We start from the raw sequence: 16,762 nt of genomic DNA on the forward strand, positions 1-16,762 counted from the left end.
GCGCTCCTTTGGCGGGTGCGGCGTCTATTCCTGGCCGTACGGCGCGACGGTGACCTTGTGCTGCTGCCCGCTCAGGGTGACCGTGTAGGTGACGGGGCCGGTGATCTTGCCGGGGTGCCCCTCGGGGATGTTGGTTTCGGACGCGCCCGTGGCGGGATCCTTGCCGACGTTTCTGGGGCCCTCGTGCCTGCTGGCGAAGAACTTGGGCGCCACCTGGGGGAAAAGGGCGTAGGTGAGGACGTCCTCGTCGCTGCCGTCGCATCCTTCCAGCGGCAGCGCCGCCGCCCGCAGCTTGCCCCATTCAGGCTCGAGCAGGTCCGCCGGTCGGACGTTGATCGGCTCCTTCTTCGCGTGCCGCCGGGCCATCTCCACCACCTCGGGGTTCAGCTCTCCCGGCGCGGCCCCGTAGTAACCGAGCATCAGGTCGGCGAACTCGCCGGTCAGCACCTTGTAGCGCCCCATCAGCGTGTTCAGCACCGCCTGCGTCCCCACGATCTGGCTCGTGGGGGTCACCAGCGGCACGTAGCCGGTGTCCTTGCGCACCACCGGGATCTCGTCCAGCACCTCGTGCATGCGATCGGCCGCCCCCTGCTGTTTCAGCTGGCTTTCCATGTTGGAGAGCATCCCCCCCGGGATCTGGCTCCTGAAGATCTCGGTCTCAACCCCGGTCACGGTGGAGAGGAACTCGCGGTAGCGCGGCAGGATCTTGGAGAAATGCTCCTTCACGCGCAGCATGCGGCCGAGATCGATCCTGGTGGCGTTGCCGGTGTGGTCCAGCATCTCCACGAAGCTCTCGGTCGGGTTGTGTCCAGGCCCGAGAGACATGGAACTGACCGCCGTGTCGACGCCGTCCACCCCCGCCTCCACCGCCTTCATCAGGCTCACCATGGTGACGCCGGTGGTGGCGTGGACGTGCAACTGCACGCGGGTCTGCTCGCCGCAATATTCCTTGATGCCGCGCACCAGCTCGTAGGCCGCCTGCGGCTTGATGAGCGCCGCCATGTCCTTGATGCAGATGGAGTCGCACCCCATCTCCACCAGGCGTTTGGCCTGGTCCAGGTAGGCCTGGGTGGTGTGGATCGGGCTCACCGTGTAGGAGATGGCGCCTTGAGCGTGCTTGCCGACCTTCTTGACGGCTTTGACCGAGCGCTCCAGGTTGCGCAGGTCGTTGAGCGCGTCGAAGAGGCGGAAGACGTCGATGCCGTTCTCCGCGCTCTTCTGGACGAAGCGGTCCACCACCTCGTCCTGGTAGTGCCGGTAGCCCAGGAGGTTCTGGCCGCGCAACAGCATCTGCAGCGGTGTTTTGGGCATGAGCGACTTGAAGGTCCGCAGGCGCACCCACGGGTCCTCGTTCAGGAAGCGGATGCAGGCATCGTAGGTGGCGCCTCCCCAGCACTCCAGGGACCAGAAACCCGCGTTGTCGAGGTCCTCGCAGGCAGGGATCATATCGTCTATGCCCAGACGGGTGGCTATAAGGCTCTGGTGGGCATCGCGCAGGGCCAGCTCGGTGATGTCGATGATACGGTTCATGTTTCCCCCCCCTTGTCACGAAGGGATAGTCTACGGGAAGGAAACTCATTGGCAAGTACTAATTTCTATTTTAAGGTGGGGGGCTGGCAGCGCAGGTGGACGCACAGGGGAGACCGGCGGAGGCCGGGGGCAGCGGCAGGTGGACGGCATGGACAAAGAAGTGGACCCGGTGGACTCGGTGGACGGGGATCGCCGGGTGGACCCTGCCAAGGCACCTGCGGCGCCCGCGCGGGTGCGGCGGGTGCGGCGGGTGCGGCGGGTGCGACGGGTGCGACGGGTGCGGCTAGGCTGCGGAGAGGATGTCGCGGTACAGGGCGAGGTAGGAGCCGGCTTCTTTCTCGGGACAACAGCTGTCACGGACCAGGCACCTGCCGTTTTTCCCCAACCGGCCGCGCAGATGCGCGTCGGTCACCAGGTGTTCGGCTTTGCCGCGGAAATCGGCTGCGTCGCGGTAAACAAGGCCGGTGACGCTGTCCTTGATGATGGAACGGTTACCCTCGATATCGGAGACCAGGACGGGTTTGGCGTAGGCAAGGGCCTCGAGGACGGTATTGGCCATTCCCCCTTCGGTCAGGGAGGTGTTGAGAACAACGTCGACCCGGCGGTAGAGCTCTCCCATGGCGTCGTGGGCCACCACCCCCAGGTAGCGCGCGAAAGGGTACCGCTCCAGCTCTTCCATCACCTGCGCGGCATACCCCGGCTCAAGCACCGGCCCCGCCAGTTCCAGCCGCACCTGCGGGTAGCGGGAATGCAACTCGGCCAGGGGGGCCAGCGGGAACAACACGTTCTTTACCGGACGCATACCGGCGGGAAGCAGAAAAACAAATTCATCCTCCGCCCCGGCGCCGGCGAGGGGAGCATAGTCCGCCGGAAGCTCCACCCCCTGGTGGATCAGGACGGTCCGCTCTTCGATGCTGGGCAGATGCTCCCCCAGGCGCTTCTTGACGCAGGCGTGAAAGGCCACCAGCCGCGCCGCACAACGTAAGGCACCGTGCATCTCCAGGCCGCGCTGGTCGCACAGCGCCTGGTACACGTCGGTCCCGGTCAGCGTGATCAGGTAGGGGATCCCGAGCGATGTGGAGAGCGCGTGCGCCACCCTGCCGCCGTGATAGGCATGAAAGGCATGCAGCAGCTGCGGCGAGAACTCCTCCACGGCCGCCTGCAGCCGCTCGCCCGCCAGCCGCCCCACAGGAAAAACCCGCACGTCGCACCCCAAAAGCCGCAACTGGCGCTCGATGCGCCTGACTGTGACGGCATTGCCGGTTTCCGCGGGATAGTAGTTGGGGGCGATGATGCCGACACGCATGGGAACCTCTGCTAAAGTTTTTCCGCAGGCCATCATTAGAAAGTTCAGGCCGCGACAGGTTCAGATAATAGCGGTAAAACCCGCACTAGGCAAGGGATAAACCCCTTGCCTCACTCAAAGGTTCATGGTACTTTACCCGCATTCCGAGGTGCGACACATGAAAATTACCATCCTCGGCTCTGGTACCTCGACCGGGGTCCCCATGGTCGGCTGCCACTGCCAGGTCTGCGGTTCCTCTGACCCGCGCGACAAGAGAACACGTGCCTCCATCCTGGTCGAATCCAGCGGCCAACGCATCCTCGTCGATACCTCGACCGACTTGAGGACGCAGGCGCTGCGGGAAGGGATTCCGCAGATCGATGCCGTTCTGCTCACCCACACCCACGCCGACCACATCCATGGCATCGATGACTTGCGCGGCTTTCACTTCATCCACCGCAGGGTGATTCCATGCTATGCCAGCCAGGACACCATCGACCAGGTTCGCACCAACTTTTCGTACATCTTCGAGGGGCTCCACTCCGAGGGATACTGGCCGCTTCTGGAGGCCTTCCCCGTCGAGGCCCCCTTCGACCTGTTCGGCTGCCGCATAACACCGGTGCCGATCATGCACGGCTCCTTCCCGGCCACCGGCTACCGGTTCGACAACGCTGCCTACCTCACCGACTGCAGCGAGATTCCGGAGCGGTCGATGACCCTCTTACAGGGACTCGACCTGTTGATCATCGACGCCCTGCGCTTTTCCCCGCACCCCAACCATTTCAACATAGAGGGGGCGCTCAAGATAACGGAGATCCTGAAACCGCGCCGGACCGTGCTGACCCACCTGACCCACGAGGTGCACCACAGCGACGGAGAGCGGCTCCCCCAGGGCGTTGAATTCGCTTACGACGGCTTGTCGGTCGCGCTTTGAAGACGAACGAAAAGAACCTGAGAAACGGACGGAACTGATGTTCAGAGACATTCGGCTGCACGGCTATGCAAACGACCAGATCGAGTTCTATGCCATCACGGCGGGTAGCGAGGCGTACAACCGTTACTTCTTCAACACCGATCCCTCCGATCCCGACGAGATCCGGTTCTTCTCTCCCGGCAACGAGTTCATCATCGGCAAGAGCGGCATCAGCCACCGGGGCAACGGCGGCTCCTTCTGCGAGTACATGTTCGGCGTGGACCAGCCCATCGCCGACCTCGCCAAGGAGGACGTCTGCAACCGCCTCATCATCTACGGCACCCACTACGACCATAGAACCAGCACCCTGCGTTTCAGCGATCGCACCGAAGGATATGTCAGCTACGACAAGATCTTCTTCGACGGCAACGCCATCTTCAACTACTTCTTCGCGCTCACCGGCGTAGACTTTGCCGGACCGATGCACGAGCAGCAGGAGCGCATCCTCAGGGTGCTGGGCAAGGCCATGAAGCGCTCTGACGCCGTCGGCGAGGAGCAGGACAACCTCATCATCCAGGAGATCCTGGACATCGTCGACGATCCCAGCGCCCACCTCTTCCTTTTCAAGCTGATCAACATCCGGCACCGCGAGTACAGCGAGGCGTTCAAGTCGCTGTACTTCAACAACAAGAAGATCACCGACGCCGAGTTCCAGTCGCTGGCCGTGCTCGCCGAGCGCTACGGCATCGACCGGTACCAGCAGGAGCGGATCCGGATCGACGTGATGTACAAGCACCCGGACAACAGGCGCATCGTCGACGAATACAAGAACATCCTGATCGCCTGCAACCGCAAGGGGGAGATCAACAAGCTGGAGAACGCGCGCCTGACCCGCCTGAAGACCCTGTCGGTGCGCAACAAGATCCCGGGGGCGCTCTTCTATACGCTGGACGAGATGCTCAAGAAGGACAAGAAGCTGGTCGACCTGGAGGAGAGCAACTACATCTCCGAGACCAGGCAGATCCTGGAGGGGATGTTCCTTTCCGAGCGGCACATCGAGAGCACCATCGAGCCGGAGGACATGCTGAAGCTCCTCTTCGCCAAGAAGCAGGCGGCCGAGAACCGCGACCACGCCTTCGAGGAGATGCTGCTCGACGCCAGCAAGGCCTGCGACGAGAAGATCCGCGACGGCGCCGACATCTCCATCCTCGAGGGATACTCGTACATCATCACGTACTTCGACCGCTACGATGCGACCTCATCCGCCATCAACCAGCTGGCCTTCATGGAGAACGTGAGGATCTCGGAGGAGATGATCCGAAGCCTCCTGGGGAACAAGCACGCCTTCGACATGCTGGCCCCGCAACTGTTCACCAAGCTTTTCCTCTCCGGCATCTTCGAGGACAAGTACCTGGGGATCTACGGCAGAAAGAAGGTGAGCCACCTAGCCTCCGGATTGAAGCTCATCGAAGAGAACCGGCTCACCACCACTGCGCTCCTGGAACAGCTGGTGCAGATCGACAGCGACGAGCGTCTGCACCTCACCCTGCTCGAACACGTCAAGGACCGTATCCGCAACTTTTACTCGAAGTACGCCACCAAGGCGGACCAGGACGCGCTCAAGAAGGAGCTCACGGAAGAACTTCTCAACAAGAAGCTCATCGACGACGAGATCCCGGACCACCTGTTCCGCGAGGCGATCCTCACCATCAAGAAAGAGGCTGTGTACATTCACAATCTGCTGCCGCAGATCATCATCGAAAAGAACTCCTCGCTGCGTGAGGACTTCCTCGAGAACTCCGGACTGGACCGTTTCTACGTGGAGGAGCTGGAGCGCGAGTTCTTCGACCTGAACGGCCTGAACCTGGAAGAGCTGTACCAGATCAGGAAGGGGTTCAACTAAAAGGCGGGGGGCGAATGATTATTCGCCCCTACCCTTCCCCCACGCCCCTCCGCCCCAGCGTCCGGCCGGCGCCACCCCATCACCCCATCACCCCATCACCCCATCACCCCATCACCCCATCACCCCATCACCCCATCACCCCATCATCCCATCAACCCATCATCCCATCATCCCGTCATCCCGTCATCCCGTCATCCCGTCATCCCAGCTATCCCAGCTATCCCTTGACACCCGCCATCAATTCCTCTAGTGTGCCCTCGTGTGTATCTTTTGTACTCAGAGGAACTCATGTCCGTCACAGAGCTGCAACTTAAGACCCTAGGCGACCGGATCGCCTCTTTCGGCAAGGAAAACCTGGACGAGATGCTGCACCTGGTAGGGGAGGGAGCGCGACTGGTCTCGGACCAGGAGCGGGTGCGCATCTACCTGGAGGACCTGACCCGCGGCGCGCTCTCCTGCGCCTTCGCCTGCGGCAGTTTCGCCGCCGAGATCCGCGACGAGACCTTCCCGATCATCTCCGCCGAAGCCGGCGTTTCCAATACCTTCGTCACCCAGATGCCGTCCCAGTTTCTGCGCCCCGCAGACAGCGGGCTCCCCCTGGACCAAGACTTCTCCCGGCGCTTCCAGATCGACGGCACCACCATGCTCCCCATCACCAGCGAGGGTAAATCGATCGGCGTCGCCTGCGTCGACGGGGAACTCCTCTCCCGGGACCGGATCGAGATGCTGCTCCCGTTCCTGGCCAGAGCCGGCGAACGGGTGGACCATGCCCGCAAGTACCACCAGCAGCTGCTGCTGGCCCGCCGGGTCGAGGTCTACAAGAGAAGGGAGGCGGCGGGCTTCATGGTGCGCTCCGCCGTCAACCTGATCGACGGCCTGACTCTCGCCTCGGTGCTGGTCCCCGCGCGCGGCGGCATGGAGGTGCTGGCGAGCCACGCCGAGGACCCGGATCTGAAATCCCGATACGACAACGTCGGCAGCATCGACTTGAAACACGGCACCTCGCTGGTGTCGCGCTACGTCAACGAGGCAGGGGTGGTGACCGACGACCAGCTCCTGAAACCGCTCTTCATCGCCGACCTCCAGGACCAGACCATACAGCGTCGCGCCCTGACCGAGGAGATGGGACTGAGAACGCTGTACATGGTGCCGCGCATCGAGCCGGGGACGCGCCGGATCATCTGCCTCATCAACTACTTCACCCGCCAGCTCGCCAGCTTCTCCGAGTTCGAGGAGGGGCTGCTGCAGACCCACGCCGAGATGGTGGAGCGGGTCATCAACGAGGTGGGGGGCGAGCACCTCGAGATCAAGGTACTCTCCGAGATCTCCGACCTGCTGCAGGAGCGCAACGAGGGGCTGCACCCTTTCCTCACCAAGGTGCTCTCCAAGGCGACCGAGCTCATCGGCGCCGACACCGGGAGCATCGCCATCGTGCAGGAGCGCGAGGGGCAGAAGTACCTGGTCGTCGAGAACGAGGAAGGGACCATCGTCGGAGCGAAAAACAAGGAGTGGCTGAAGAAGAAGATCCCCCCCTTCAAGATCGGTGGAAGCGACCTTCCCGCTGAAGAGCGCAGCCTCACCGGTTACGTCGCCTGGACCAAGGAGCCGAAGATCATCGGGCAGGTCACCGACACCTCGCAGCACGAGGGTTTCCACCGCCCCATGAACGAGCTCATCAAGAGCGAGATGGCGGTACCGGTGATCAGCGATGACGAGGTGATCGCCGTCATCTGCCTCAACTCGCTCCAGGAAGGGTACTTCACCGAAGAGCACAAACGCATCCTGCAGATCATCGACCGCCTCACCTCGCGGCACATCTCCGACATCCAGCGCATCGAGCGGCTGCAGTCCGAGGTGAACAAGCTGCAAAGCGACATCGCCTACAAGGACCCCAAGGTTTCTTCCTACCGGCTGGGCAACATCATCGGCAACAGCCGTAAGGCACAGGAGATCGTCGCCTTCATCAACACCGTGTCGCAGCCGCTCTCCAACCGGATCGCCCTTTGGAGCCGGCACGTATTGCAGGAGGCCACCATCGGCCTCCCCTCCATCCTGGTCCTCGGCCCTACCGGCGCGGGGAAGGAGTTCTTCTTTAACAACCTGTACAACAAGCTGAACGAGCTGTACCGGCAGCAGATCAACCCGGACGGCGAGCTCCCGGTCAAGAAGACCAACATCGCCGCCTACAGCGGTGATCTCACCTACTCCGAGCTTTTCGGGCACATCAAGGGCGCCTTCACCGGCGCGTACAGCGACAGGAAGGGCATTCTGGAGGAAGCCTCCGGCGGCATCGTCTTCTTGGACGAGATCGGCGACGCCGACCCGAAGACCCAGGTGCAGTTGCTGCGCTTTCTTGACAACGGCGGGTTCGTCCGCCTGGGCGAGAACCGTGAGCGGATCAGCCGCGTTCTGCTCGTAGCCGCCACCAACAAGGACCTGAGAAAGGAGATCGCCCTCGGCAACTTCCGCGAGGACCTGTACCACCGGTTGACCGAGCTTTCCGTCGTGGTGCCGTCCCTGAACGAGCGGCGCGAGGACATTCCCGACCTCTCCACCCACTTTTTGGGCAAGCTCTACCGGACCTATCGAAGCACCGAAGAAGCTAGCGGCGACGACGAGCCAAGCCTCTCCAAGGACGCCAAGGAAGCACTGGTGGGGCACAACTACAAGGGGAACATCCGCGAACTGAGGAGCATCCTCTTGCGCGCGCTGTTCTTCAGGACCGGCAAATTGGTGACCGGGGAGGATATCAGGAAAGCGATCCGGGATGGTTCTCGCGAGCAGGTGTTGCCCGCGTTCGAACTGCTGGCCGAGGAAGTGGCAAGCGGCATCATGAAGGATATCGAGGCGGGGAAGGACTTCTGGGAGGCCGTGTACGAGCCCTACTCCCAGAGCCGGATTTCGAAGGATGTGGTGCGTCTGGTAGTCGAGAGAAGCCGTACCGTTGCCGGCAAGAGCATGCCCGAAGTCGCCCGTCACCTGAAAGCCATCACCGGCTCCCCCCAGGAGGACGAGGAAGAGAGGAAGCGGTTTTTCAGGTTCAAGAACTTCCTTTACAAGACGGTGAAGATTTAGCTGGCGCCCCCCTGCGCACCGCCCTTATTGCATTCACGCGCGATCTAGAAGGCCTGGAAAAGCAGGAAGATGCCCACCGCGGCGACAAGAGCTCCCGCTCCACGTTTCGTCCAGCGGGAGAAAGCAACGATACCCTTCGCTTTTATGAAGGAGTCGACGAAACCGGTGAACGTACCTGCCACCAGCATGAGAAGGCAGTGGCCGATGGCGTAGGTGAACAGCAGCGCCATGCCATAGAGGAGCCCCCCTTTGGCGGCCACAACCGTCAAAAGGATCACCAGGACCGGCGTCGCGCAGGGCGAGGAAACCACGCCGAAGAAGAGGCCAAGGAGAAACGCTCCCGGCACCCCTCCCCGCTTCGGCCTGTAGTTGATACCGGAAAACCAGTTGAGCTCGTAGAGCCCCAGGAGCTGCCCCCCCATTACGAGCGCCACCGCTGCGGCGGCCACGTACCACCATCCCCCGAGTGTTCCGAACATGGTGCCGAAAAGACCGGCGGCCGCGCCGAAGGCGGTAAAGGTCAGGGACAGCCCCAACACGAAGGCAAGCGAATACCTGAAGGCGCGCGCCCGGTCGCCGTTGGCGTACCCGCCGACGAAGCCGACGACCAAAGGGATGGTCGCCAGGACGCACGGTGAAACAGAGGACAACACCCCGGCCAGGAAGACGGTCCCGAAGGCGATCAGGGGGTAGGCGGCGATGATCTGCTCGGCGTTGTCGAGGATGCTCACCTTACCCCCAGCGCCTTCAACTCCCTCACGAGGTCCGCTTTTTCCAGCGCACCGACATGTCGTTTCACCTCGCGCCCTTTGGCGTCGAAGAACACCTGGGTCGGAATCATCTGGACTTTGAACCTCTCGGCTGCGGCGTTGTCCGCATGCACGTCGATGAACAGCACCGAGGCCCGTCCGCGGTATTGTGATCCGAGATCCTCCAGGATCGGCGCCATCTTTTTGCATGGGATGCAGGTGCGAGCCCCAAGGTCGATGACGGTGGGCTTGCCGGAGGCGAGAGCCTTGCGGATGACGGCGTCGGAGGCCGAGGGGAGTTCGGCATGGGCGGGAAGGGCGAACAGCAGCAGGGCTGCAGCGAGCAGTCGCTTCATGACAGCATCTCCATGATTTCGACTACCGATGCCACCTTGCCGGAGAACTTCACCTGGCCGTCGATGACCAGCGCGGGAGTGCTCATCACCCCGTACTTCATGATGGAGGGGATATCCTCTACCTTCAGCACCTCCGCCGCGGTGCCGGTCTCCTCGACCGCTTTCTTCGTGTTCTCGTACAGGGTCTTGCATTTGGCGCATCCGGTACCAAGGACTTCGATTTTCATGCTCTTTCTCCTCTCTATAGGATGGCGTTGAACAAATAGCCGACAATCACGATCGCGGCCGCGACGATTCCGAAAAAGGTGGCGAGAAGCCTCGTCTTCAGGACGTTCTTCAAGATGACGGCCTCGGGTAAGGACAGGGCCGTCACCGCCATCATGAAAGCTAGCACCGTGCCGATCGGGAGCCCCTTCTCCATCAGGGCCTGGACCACCGGGACGATGCCGGCCGCGTTGCTGTAGAGCGGGACACCGATAAGGACCGCCAGCGGCACCGCCAGGGGGTTGTCTCTACCCGCGTAGCGGACCAGGAGATCCTCCGGGGCGTAGCCGTGGATGAAAGCTCCCAGGCCGATGCCGATTATCACATACGGCCAGATCTTCTTGAGGAGCCCCACCGTGTAGCCGGCGGCGTAGTCGAGTTTTTCACGGAAGGTCTGTTCCTGCATCTCGGCGGCCCCGACCTTGATCTCCCAGACATAATCCTGAACGTGCCGCTCCATGCGGAGCCTGCCGATCACCATACCGGCGACGATCGCCACCACGACGCCGGAGCCGACATAGGTGAGCGCGATCTTCCAGCCGAACAGTCCCCAGAGCATGATGAGCGCCACCTCGTTCACCATGGGAGATGAAACGAGGAAGGAAAAGGTGACCCCGAGCGGGATGCCGGACTCGACGAAACCGATGAACAGGGGAACCGCCGAACAGGAGCAAAAAGGTGTCACTATCCCCAGAAGTGCCGCGAGCACGTTGCCGACGTACTCGCGGTTGTGGGAAAGGATGCGCCGGGTACGCTCCGGGGAGAAATAGGAGCGGATCACCGCGACGACATAGACGATAGTAGTCAGCAGCAGGAAGATCTTTACGGTGTCGTAAACGAAGAAGTCGAGGGCCCCGCCGAGCCGGCTCTTTGCATCGAGACCGACAACCTGGAACACGAAGTAATCGGCAAAGGTTTTTAGCATGGAAGGCTCCTATCAGGACAAAGAACAGCCACACCCCTTATCGGCACCTTCGTTGTTCAGGCCTGACACATTGAAGCTCGCGGCATACTTATCCATCTTTGCCGCGGCACCTCTTCTGACGGTTTTACCGACCTGTATCGCATCCTGAATCTCCTGCTCGTCGGCACCGTACTCTTTGGCTTTACCGGTGTGGTACTCAAGACATGGCTGACAGTTCGCGGTGATGGAAGCTCCGATTGCAATCAGTTCCATGATGCGGTCATCAAGTTTCATGGCCCCCTCCTTTTTCTTATTCAGATGGCGTTATTAATTCGGCAGCAGCCAAAAGCCCGGCTTTAACAACAAGTTCCTTGGGCACCACCTCGTAATCGCGCCCAGCCACCGAAACCGTTCTGCAATCATTGTCACCGCACGGGCCACAGCACCGGCTTTGTCCCGTTTGCACCTTCAGCCACTCTTCAAGCGGCTTCCCCGCGACCCATACCCGGTTTGACTCGAGCGGGTCCTGGGCGAATTCCGCTTCACCCAGGTGCGAGCTCTCGGCGATTACGGAGATGTTCAACGGCGCCAGCGCCACCCGTAGGAGATCTACTGCCTCCTGGACCTCGTCCCCGGTTCCAGCACAGCGGCCACACGTCTTGCCGGCGTCATCCACGAGACGTTGCCATCTGATTCTGAGTTCGGCCATAGGTCCTCCACCGCCTTTGCCTACGGAGTGGCAGAAGGAATCCACCCCTTTACTTTCGCAGCTATGGCATCCCGTATCCGCCTGATTGCCAACAGCTTCTCTTCATCCGTTCCCCTCAGAGCCGACGGATCGGGAAAGCCCCAGTGCAGCCGCTTCGCCGCTCCTGGAAAGATCGGGCAGCGCTCGGCGCTCGTCTCGTCGCAAACGGTGACCACGTAATCGAAGAGGACCCCTTTCTCGATGAATCCGGCAACGTCCTTGGTCCGGTTCCCCGAGATGTCGATCCCCACCTCCTTCATCGACTGGACCACCAGCGGGTTCAGGGTCCCCGGTTCGATCCCGGCGCTTTCAGCCTCGAAGACATCCCCGCCAAGCCGCTTCAAGAAGGCTTCCGCCATCTGGCTCCTGGCGCTGTTGTGGATGCAGACGAAAAGAACCTTCACCTTGTTTCCCATCACCCTCCCCTCCTCCTAAACCGCGGCCCGCGCAAAGTAGCGGCGCTGGAACCAGAAAGCCACGTTGACCAGGGCGATCATCACCGGCACCTCCACCAGGGGACCTATGACGGCGGCGAACGCGGCGCCCGAATTGAGGCCGAAAACTGCCACGGCGACCGCTATCGCCAGCTCGAAGTTGTTGCTGGCCGCGGTGAACGCAAGGGTCGTGGTCTTTGAGTAGTCGGCTCCGAGCCTCTTCCCCATCCAGAAGGACACCAGGAACATGAAGATGAAGTAAATGAGGAGCGGTACCGCAATGCGGACCACGTCCAGTGGTAGCTGGACGATGAGGCTCCCCTTCAGGCTGAACATGACGACGATGGTGAAAAGTAGCGCCACCAGGGTGACAGGCCCTATCTTCGGAACGAACTCCCGGTGGTAGCGCTCTTTCCCCATGACCTTCACGCCGACGAGCCTCGTGACCGCACCGGCGATGCACGGGATGCCGAGGTAGATGAAAACGCTCTTGGCGATCTGCTCGATGCTGACATCGACGACACTACCGGAGAGGCCGACGAGCGGGGGAAGCACCGTAATGAAGAACCAGGCATAGACGCTGTAGAAGAGCACCTGAAAGATGCTGTTGAAAGCCACCAGACCGGCCGCGTATTCGGTGTTCCCATCCGCCAGTTCGTTCCAGACGATGACCATGGCGATGCAGCGGGCCAGGCCGATCATGATCAGTCCCACCATGTATTCCGGCTTGTCCGGGAGGAACACCACGGCCAGGACGAACATCAAGACCGGTCCTATCAGCCAGTTCTGCACCAGGGAGAGCCCCAGCACGCGCTTGTTGTGGAATACCTCCGGCATCTCCTCGTACTTCACCTTGGCGAAGGGGGGATACATCATGAGAATGAGACCAGCGGCAATGGGTATGTTCGTCGTGCCGACCTGGAAGGAGTTGATGAAACCCTCCACTCCCGGGACCAGGTACCCTGCCGCCACGCCAAAGAGCATGGCAAGGAAGATCCAGAGGGTGAGGTAGCGGTCGAGGAACGAAAGCTTCTTGGAAACGCCGGCTGACATGAAAACTCCTTAAACGGTTCTTTGCATCCGAATGGGCGGATATATCAGGCAAAAAAAATCAGGCGCAGTGAGCACCTTCGGAAAAGGAAGCGAGTCGCTTGATGTCTTCACCTACCACGGCGATTTCGGCCAGGCGCTCTTTGAGCACCTCGGCGAGTTGCCGCTTCATGTCGTCGTCTGTGGCGACGGTGTAAAAGATCCAGACCCCTTCCCTGCGGTCGTTCACCCATCCTGCGTTCTTGAGATAGGAAAGGTGCCTGGAGACCGTCGACTGCGGAAGCTGCAGCGTCGCGGTGACGTCGCAGACGCAGAGCTCTCCGGAGTTGAGGAGGAGTGCCAATATGCGGAGGCGGGTTTCATCCGCCAGGGCTCTGAAATACTGGACTGTCTTTTTCATACGGGGGAATATATCCGGATAAGCGGATATGTCAAGGAAGAAATTGATAGTCCCGGCCCGGGGGCAGACCCGGTTCGTGCAACTTCCTGCGGCACCGTGCAAAAAATCCCCCGGAGCGGGTGGCGCTCCCGGGCATGGATAGCGGCAACTCCCGGGTCAGTACGAGTAGAGGACGGTCAGGGCCGCCTTTCCCCTGGCGTTTGAGATGCTCTCACCTTCGGTCTCTATGCGGTAAAGAGGGAAGCACGTCAACGGCTCACGCTCTGGCGGGGCAACTGCGCGGAAAGTTTATTACCCCATCTTACGCACGGCGAAGATGACGAGCATGCCGCAGAGCATGGCGGCGAGGGTGTTGCGGGTACGAAGCACGACGATGGCGGTAAGCGCGGCGGCCATGAGACCCCATACGCCTTCGGCGACGATGGACGGCAACACGAGCGAGAACAGCAGCGCACCCGGGAGGGCATCCATGCCGCGCCGGAAGCGACCGGAGCGCGGGAAGCGGGATGCGAGCAGCAGACCGCCCAGCCGCAAGGAGTAGGTCACCCCCGCGGCAAGCCCCACCGCGATCAGCACCTGCGGCTCAATAGCTGGGAACATCTTCCGCCTCCTCGACTTCGACCGGCTCGCAGGTCCCCAACATGGCGCTGACGGCACCGGCGAGCCCCCCGGCGACGATGTACCACTTGCCCGGCAGAAACTTGTGAACCAACAGGGCGGCTGCCCCGGCGACGATCCAGGGAACAACGTCGCCCTTGCCGCGCCACAATCCGACGGCAAGCGCGGTGAAGACGGCGGTGAAGGCAAAATCGAGGGCGTACTCTTCGGGCCTGGTGATGAAGCCGCCGCCCAAGAGACCGATCAACGTCCCGCTGCTCCAGGCAAGGTACAGGAAGACTCCGCCGCCGAAGAGAAACCAGGTGGTGGCGCTGCCGGTGCGCTGCTCGGACATGGTGACGGCCCAGTTCTCGTCGGCGACCAGGTGCATCATCCCCATCTTGTGCAGCGCCCCACGTCCCGAGAAGAGCGGGTCCAGGGAGGCCCCGATCAGCAGGTAACGCAGGTTGATCACCAGAACGGCAAGGGTCATCTCGAATACCGGCAGGTGGTTCGACCACATGTCTACCATGACGAACTGGGCCGCGCCGGCGAACACCGCGGTGTTCATGTACATCATGTCGAGCCAGCTCAGCCCCTTTTGCGCGGCGAGCACCCCCAGCACGCTGCCATAGGCCATGGCGCTGGCGGCCACCGGCACGTTGGCCCTGGCCCCTCTGATCATCTCCGGCTTCCTTCGTTTCATATTCCAACCTCGGTGCTGGCTGCCACGCGCAATTTTCATCCGGAGTCACCACCCTACTACGATGCAGTGGTGGGCAAAAGACACAGATGGTACTAAAAAAGAGGCGGGATTGTGTGCGGCGGGTTTTAAAAGGCAAATCCCGGAAGGCAAATACCCCCGGTCCCCCTTCGCCAAGGTTCATCCGGAAACTCCGGGGCAACATCCCAGACGGATCTCCCCTTCCCTTGACGGGAGGGGGCCGGGGGGTGGGTGAAACTGCAAGCTGAGGAACAGATGGCCAGTTCCCCCTCCCCCTAACCCCCTCCCGCAAGGGGAGGGGACTCCAGGCAGTTCTCACCGGGCTTCCCGGTTGAAGCTTCGCAAGGGGGGGTGACGCTCTCGTCTGCCCCCGGCTATGGAGGTCGCCGGTTCAGATGCTGTTCACATCGATCATCGCTTCGCCCATGACGTATTCGGTCTTGGCGTCGCGGGAGGCTTCGGCGAGGCGGGCTACGATGCGGCGGATCTTGTCCACTTCACCCTTCAGGTCGGACAGGTGGGTGCGGGCCTTCTCATCCCCCTCGCCCAGTTCTTTGGTGGCCAAGTGCAGATGCCACAGTATCGCGGTCAAGGGGTTGTTGAACTCGTGACTGATGGCGACAGCCATCTCCCGCAACAGCTTCAGCCTTTCGAACTCGACCGCCATCTGCTTCTCCCGCCGTGACGCGAGGTGGAGGGAGACGCGGGCTACCAGTTCCTCCGGGTAAAAAGGCTTCACGATATAATCATCCGCTCCCGCCTCGAATCCCTTCACCTTTTCGCCGCTGGTGTCGCAACTGGTAAGAAAGATTACCGGAATCTCCCGTGTGGCCGCATCCCCCTTCAGCTGCCGGCAGATGTCATAACCGTTCATCCCCGGGAGGTTGACATCGAGCAGAATCAGATCAGGACTCATTTCCAGTGCGACGGACCTGGCCAAGGCCCCGTCTTCCTGCAGGGTAACCTCGTACTCCCGGCTGAGGATGTCCAGCACCTGGGCCTGCGCCACCTTGCTGTCTTCTACGGCGAGGATCTTTTTCATGGCTCTCTCCAAAGGGGGACGGGGAACAAAGCTGTACCGGAAGTCAGGGTGCTGCAGCTTAACATTCCCGTTAGTCCGAATCAACGTATGTTTGGAGCCGGCTGGGGATGAACTGGACGTTCTGAGGAGGAGACTGTCGGCGCCCGATGGGACGCGCCGGATGGACCGGAAAGCGGGGAAGTGGGGGAGCCGCAACGGCTCCCCCACCATCTGCTACATCTTGGTGACGGTGAAATCCACGCGGCGGTTTTTAGCCTGTCCGGCTTTGGTCTTGTTGTCGGCAATCGGCTTGGTGTCGCCGAAACCTTTGGCGGAGAGGCGGTTGGCGGCTACGCCTTTCTTGTCGACCAGGTACTTCACGACGGCGTCGGCGCGGTCCTGGGACAGTTTCATGTTGGCCTCGGGCTTGCCGACGTTATCGGTGTGGCCATCGACTTGAACATGGAAACCGGGGTAGTCGGTCAAAATCGCAGCGATGGCGATCATGGTCTTGTCACAAGCGGGATCCACCTCGGCCTTGCCGGTTTTGAACTTGATCGGCCCTTTTTCGTTCTGAACCTTCTTCAGCTTCTTGGTCACAGCGCTCAGGGCGCCCTCTTTGGCAGTCGCCGCTGCTTCCTTGCCAAGGTCTTTGCCAAGGCCTTTCACGGCATCAAGCCCCGCATAGGAAACACCCGAAACAGTCAACGTCAGCACAGCAGCAACAGCAATTTTCCGTATCATCTATCTCCTCCTCTTGTTTAGTAAGCGCTCCAGGAGACATTGCTTCCCCGGAGAGCCGAACGCTA

General features: G+C 61.4%; 18 protein-coding genes. 3 read left to right on the forward strand and 15 right to left on the reverse strand.

Annotated features, from left to right (window positions below):
- Positions 1 to 24: 24 nt before the first annotated feature.
- Together KP001_RS14770 and KP001_RS14775 are read right to left on the reverse strand one after the other, a co-directional pair.
- Positions 25 to 1,530, reverse strand: coding sequence for a methylmalonyl-CoA carboxytransferase subunit 5S (locus KP001_RS14770; protein ID WP_217286366.1), 1,506 nt, complete (start codon positions 1,528 to 1,530; stop codon positions 25 to 27).
- A 283-nt stretch (positions 1,531 to 1,813) separates the two neighbouring features.
- Positions 1,814 to 2,872: a GPMC system family 4 glycosyltransferase gene (locus KP001_RS14775; RefSeq protein ID WP_367620590.1), complete on the reverse strand. Its 1,059-nt coding sequence runs from the start codon at positions 2,870 to 2,872 to the stop codon at positions 1,814 to 1,816.
- A gap of 121 nt (positions 2,873 to 2,993) precedes the next feature.
- Here KP001_RS14775 and KP001_RS14780 point away from each other — a divergent pair, with 121 nt between their 5' ends.
- The 3 genes from KP001_RS14780 (at position 2,994) to KP001_RS14790 (ending at position 8,706) form a co-directional block, all read left to right on the forward strand.
- On the forward strand, positions 2,994 to 3,749 hold the full coding sequence (locus tag KP001_RS14780; protein WP_217286368.1) for a GPMC system MBL fold metallohydrolase: 756 nt from the start codon (positions 2,994 to 2,996) through the stop codon (positions 3,747 to 3,749).
- Between the two features lie 37 nt (positions 3,750 to 3,786).
- The gene (locus tag KP001_RS14785) at positions 3,787 to 5,631 is read left to right on the forward strand and encodes a TIGR04442 family protein (RefSeq protein WP_217286369.1); all 1,845 of its coding nucleotides are present in this window, start codon (positions 3,787 to 3,789) and stop codon (positions 5,629 to 5,631) included.
- A gap of 288 nt (positions 5,632 to 5,919) precedes the next feature.
- The gene (locus tag KP001_RS14790) at positions 5,920 to 8,706 is read left to right on the forward strand and encodes a GPMC system transcriptional regulator (protein ID WP_217286370.1); all 2,787 of its coding nucleotides are present in this window, start codon (positions 5,920 to 5,922) and stop codon (positions 8,704 to 8,706) included.
- 44 nt (positions 8,707 to 8,750) lie between these two features.
- Here KP001_RS14790 and KP001_RS14795 read toward each other — a convergent pair whose 3' ends face one another.
- The 13 genes from KP001_RS14795 to KP001_RS14855 form a co-directional block, all read right to left on the reverse strand.
- Positions 8,751 to 9,437, reverse strand: a complete 687-nt coding sequence (locus KP001_RS14795) for a cytochrome c biogenesis CcdA family protein (RefSeq protein ID WP_217286371.1) — start codon at positions 9,435 to 9,437, stop codon at positions 8,751 to 8,753.
- Positions 9,434 to 9,811 (reverse strand): thioredoxin family protein, encoded by a 378-nt coding sequence (locus KP001_RS14800; RefSeq protein ID WP_217286372.1) that lies wholly within the window; start codon positions 9,809 to 9,811, stop codon positions 9,434 to 9,436. Before KP001_RS14800 ends, KP001_RS14795 begins: the two co-directional genes overlap by 4 nt.
- The gene (locus tag KP001_RS14805; RefSeq protein ID WP_217286373.1) at positions 9,808 to 10,038 is read right to left on the reverse strand and encodes a thioredoxin family protein; all 231 of its coding nucleotides are present in this window, start codon (positions 10,036 to 10,038) and stop codon (positions 9,808 to 9,810) included. Before KP001_RS14805 ends, KP001_RS14800 begins: the two co-directional genes overlap by 4 nt.
- A gap of 14 nt (positions 10,039 to 10,052) precedes the next feature.
- Positions 10,053 to 11,000 carry a permease gene (locus KP001_RS14810; RefSeq protein ID WP_217286374.1) on the reverse strand — a complete coding sequence of 316 codons (948 nt, stop codon included), beginning with the start codon at positions 10,998 to 11,000 and terminating at the stop codon, positions 10,053 to 10,055.
- A 12-nt stretch (positions 11,001 to 11,012) separates the two neighbouring features.
- Positions 11,013 to 11,273, reverse strand: coding sequence for a carboxymuconolactone decarboxylase family protein (locus tag KP001_RS14815; protein ID WP_217286375.1), 261 nt, complete (start codon positions 11,271 to 11,273; stop codon positions 11,013 to 11,015).
- A 16-nt stretch (positions 11,274 to 11,289) separates the two neighbouring features.
- Positions 11,290 to 11,688 carry a DUF2703 domain-containing protein gene (locus KP001_RS14820; protein ID WP_217286376.1) on the reverse strand — a complete coding sequence of 133 codons (399 nt, stop codon included), beginning with the start codon at positions 11,686 to 11,688 and terminating at the stop codon, positions 11,290 to 11,292.
- A 20-nt stretch (positions 11,689 to 11,708) separates the two neighbouring features.
- Positions 11,709 to 12,143 (reverse strand): arsenate reductase ArsC, encoded by a 435-nt coding sequence (locus KP001_RS14825; protein ID WP_217286377.1) that lies wholly within the window; start codon positions 12,141 to 12,143, stop codon positions 11,709 to 11,711.
- Between the two features lie 15 nt (positions 12,144 to 12,158).
- Complete coding sequence (gene arsB, locus KP001_RS14830) at positions 12,159 to 13,214, reverse strand: ACR3 family arsenite efflux transporter (RefSeq protein WP_217286378.1); 1,056 nt, start codon at positions 13,212 to 13,214, stop codon at positions 12,159 to 12,161.
- 58 nt (positions 13,215 to 13,272) lie between these two features.
- The gene (locus KP001_RS14835) at positions 13,273 to 13,611 is read right to left on the reverse strand and encodes an ArsR/SmtB family transcription factor (RefSeq protein WP_217286379.1); all 339 of its coding nucleotides are present in this window, start codon (positions 13,609 to 13,611) and stop codon (positions 13,273 to 13,275) included.
- Between the two features lie 291 nt (positions 13,612 to 13,902).
- Complete coding sequence (locus KP001_RS14840) at positions 13,903 to 14,211, reverse strand: AzlD family protein (protein ID WP_217286380.1); 309 nt, start codon at positions 14,209 to 14,211, stop codon at positions 13,903 to 13,905.
- Entirely contained in the window at positions 14,195 to 14,914 is a 720-nt protein-coding gene (locus KP001_RS14845; RefSeq protein ID WP_217286381.1) for an AzlC family ABC transporter permease, read from the reverse strand. Before KP001_RS14845 ends, KP001_RS14840 begins: the two co-directional genes overlap by 17 nt.
- A gap of 409 nt (positions 14,915 to 15,323) precedes the next feature.
- A complete protein-coding gene (locus KP001_RS14850) occupies positions 15,324 to 15,974 on the reverse strand; it encodes an ATP-binding response regulator (RefSeq protein ID WP_217286382.1) in 651 nt (216 codons plus the stop codon).
- 213 nt (positions 15,975 to 16,187) lie between these two features.
- Positions 16,188 to 16,697, reverse strand: coding sequence for an OmpA family protein (locus tag KP001_RS14855; RefSeq protein WP_217286383.1), 510 nt, complete (start codon positions 16,695 to 16,697; stop codon positions 16,188 to 16,190).
- Between the last annotated feature and the right edge of the window lie 65 nt (positions 16,698 to 16,762).

This window comes from Geomonas subterranea (assembly GCF_019063845.1).
In the GTDB taxonomy this organism is placed as follows: Bacteria; Desulfobacterota; Desulfuromonadia; order Geobacterales; family Geobacteraceae; genus Geomonas; species Geomonas subterranea.

Excerpts from the sequence above, each read along its gene's own strand:
- KP001_RS14770 (WP_217286366.1), bottom strand. The coding sequence starts at position 1,530 with ATGAACCGTATCATCGACATCACCGAGCTGGCCCTGCGCGATGCCCAC.
- KP001_RS14775 (WP_367620590.1), bottom strand. The coding sequence starts at position 2,872 with ATGATGGCCTGCGGAAAAACTTTAGCAGAGGTTCCCATGCGTGTCGGC.
- KP001_RS14780 (WP_217286368.1), top strand. The coding sequence starts at position 2,994 with ATGAAAATTACCATCCTCGGCTCTGGTACCTCGACCGGGGTCCCCATG.
- KP001_RS14785 (WP_217286369.1), top strand. The coding sequence starts at position 3,787 with ATGTTCAGAGACATTCGGCTGCACGGCTATGCAAACGACCAGATCGAG.
- KP001_RS14790 (WP_217286370.1), top strand. The coding sequence starts at position 5,920 with ATGTCCGTCACAGAGCTGCAACTTAAGACCCTAGGCGACCGGATCGCC.
- KP001_RS14800 (WP_217286372.1), bottom strand. The coding sequence starts at position 9,811 with ATGAAGCGACTGCTCGCTGCAGCCCTGCTGCTGTTCGCCCTTCCCGCC.
- KP001_RS14805 (WP_217286373.1), bottom strand. The coding sequence starts at position 10,038 with ATGAAAATCGAAGTCCTTGGTACCGGATGCGCCAAATGCAAGACCCTG.
- KP001_RS14810 (WP_217286374.1), bottom strand. The coding sequence starts at position 11,000 with ATGCTAAAAACCTTTGCCGATTACTTCGTGTTCCAGGTTGTCGGTCTC.
- KP001_RS14815 (WP_217286375.1), bottom strand. The coding sequence starts at position 11,273 with ATGAAACTTGATGACCGCATCATGGAACTGATTGCAATCGGAGCTTCC.
- KP001_RS14820 (WP_217286376.1), bottom strand. The coding sequence starts at position 11,688 with ATGGCCGAACTCAGAATCAGATGGCAACGTCTCGTGGATGACGCCGGC.
- KP001_RS14825 (WP_217286377.1), bottom strand. The coding sequence starts at position 12,143 with ATGGGAAACAAGGTGAAGGTTCTTTTCGTCTGCATCCACAACAGCGCC.
- arsB (WP_217286378.1), bottom strand. The coding sequence starts at position 13,214 with ATGTCAGCCGGCGTTTCCAAGAAGCTTTCGTTCCTCGACCGCTACCTC.
- KP001_RS14835 (WP_217286379.1), bottom strand. The coding sequence starts at position 13,611 with ATGAAAAAGACAGTCCAGTATTTCAGAGCCCTGGCGGATGAAACCCGC.
- KP001_RS14840 (WP_217286380.1), bottom strand. The coding sequence starts at position 14,211 with ATGTTCCCAGCTATTGAGCCGCAGGTGCTGATCGCGGTGGGGCTTGCC.
- KP001_RS14845 (WP_217286381.1), bottom strand. The coding sequence starts at position 14,914 with ATGAAACGAAGGAAGCCGGAGATGATCAGAGGGGCCAGGGCCAACGTG.
- KP001_RS14850 (WP_217286382.1), bottom strand. The coding sequence starts at position 15,974 with ATGAAAAAGATCCTCGCCGTAGAAGACAGCAAGGTGGCGCAGGCCCAG.
- KP001_RS14855 (WP_217286383.1), bottom strand. The coding sequence starts at position 16,697 with ATGATACGGAAAATTGCTGTTGCTGCTGTGCTGACGTTGACTGTTTCG.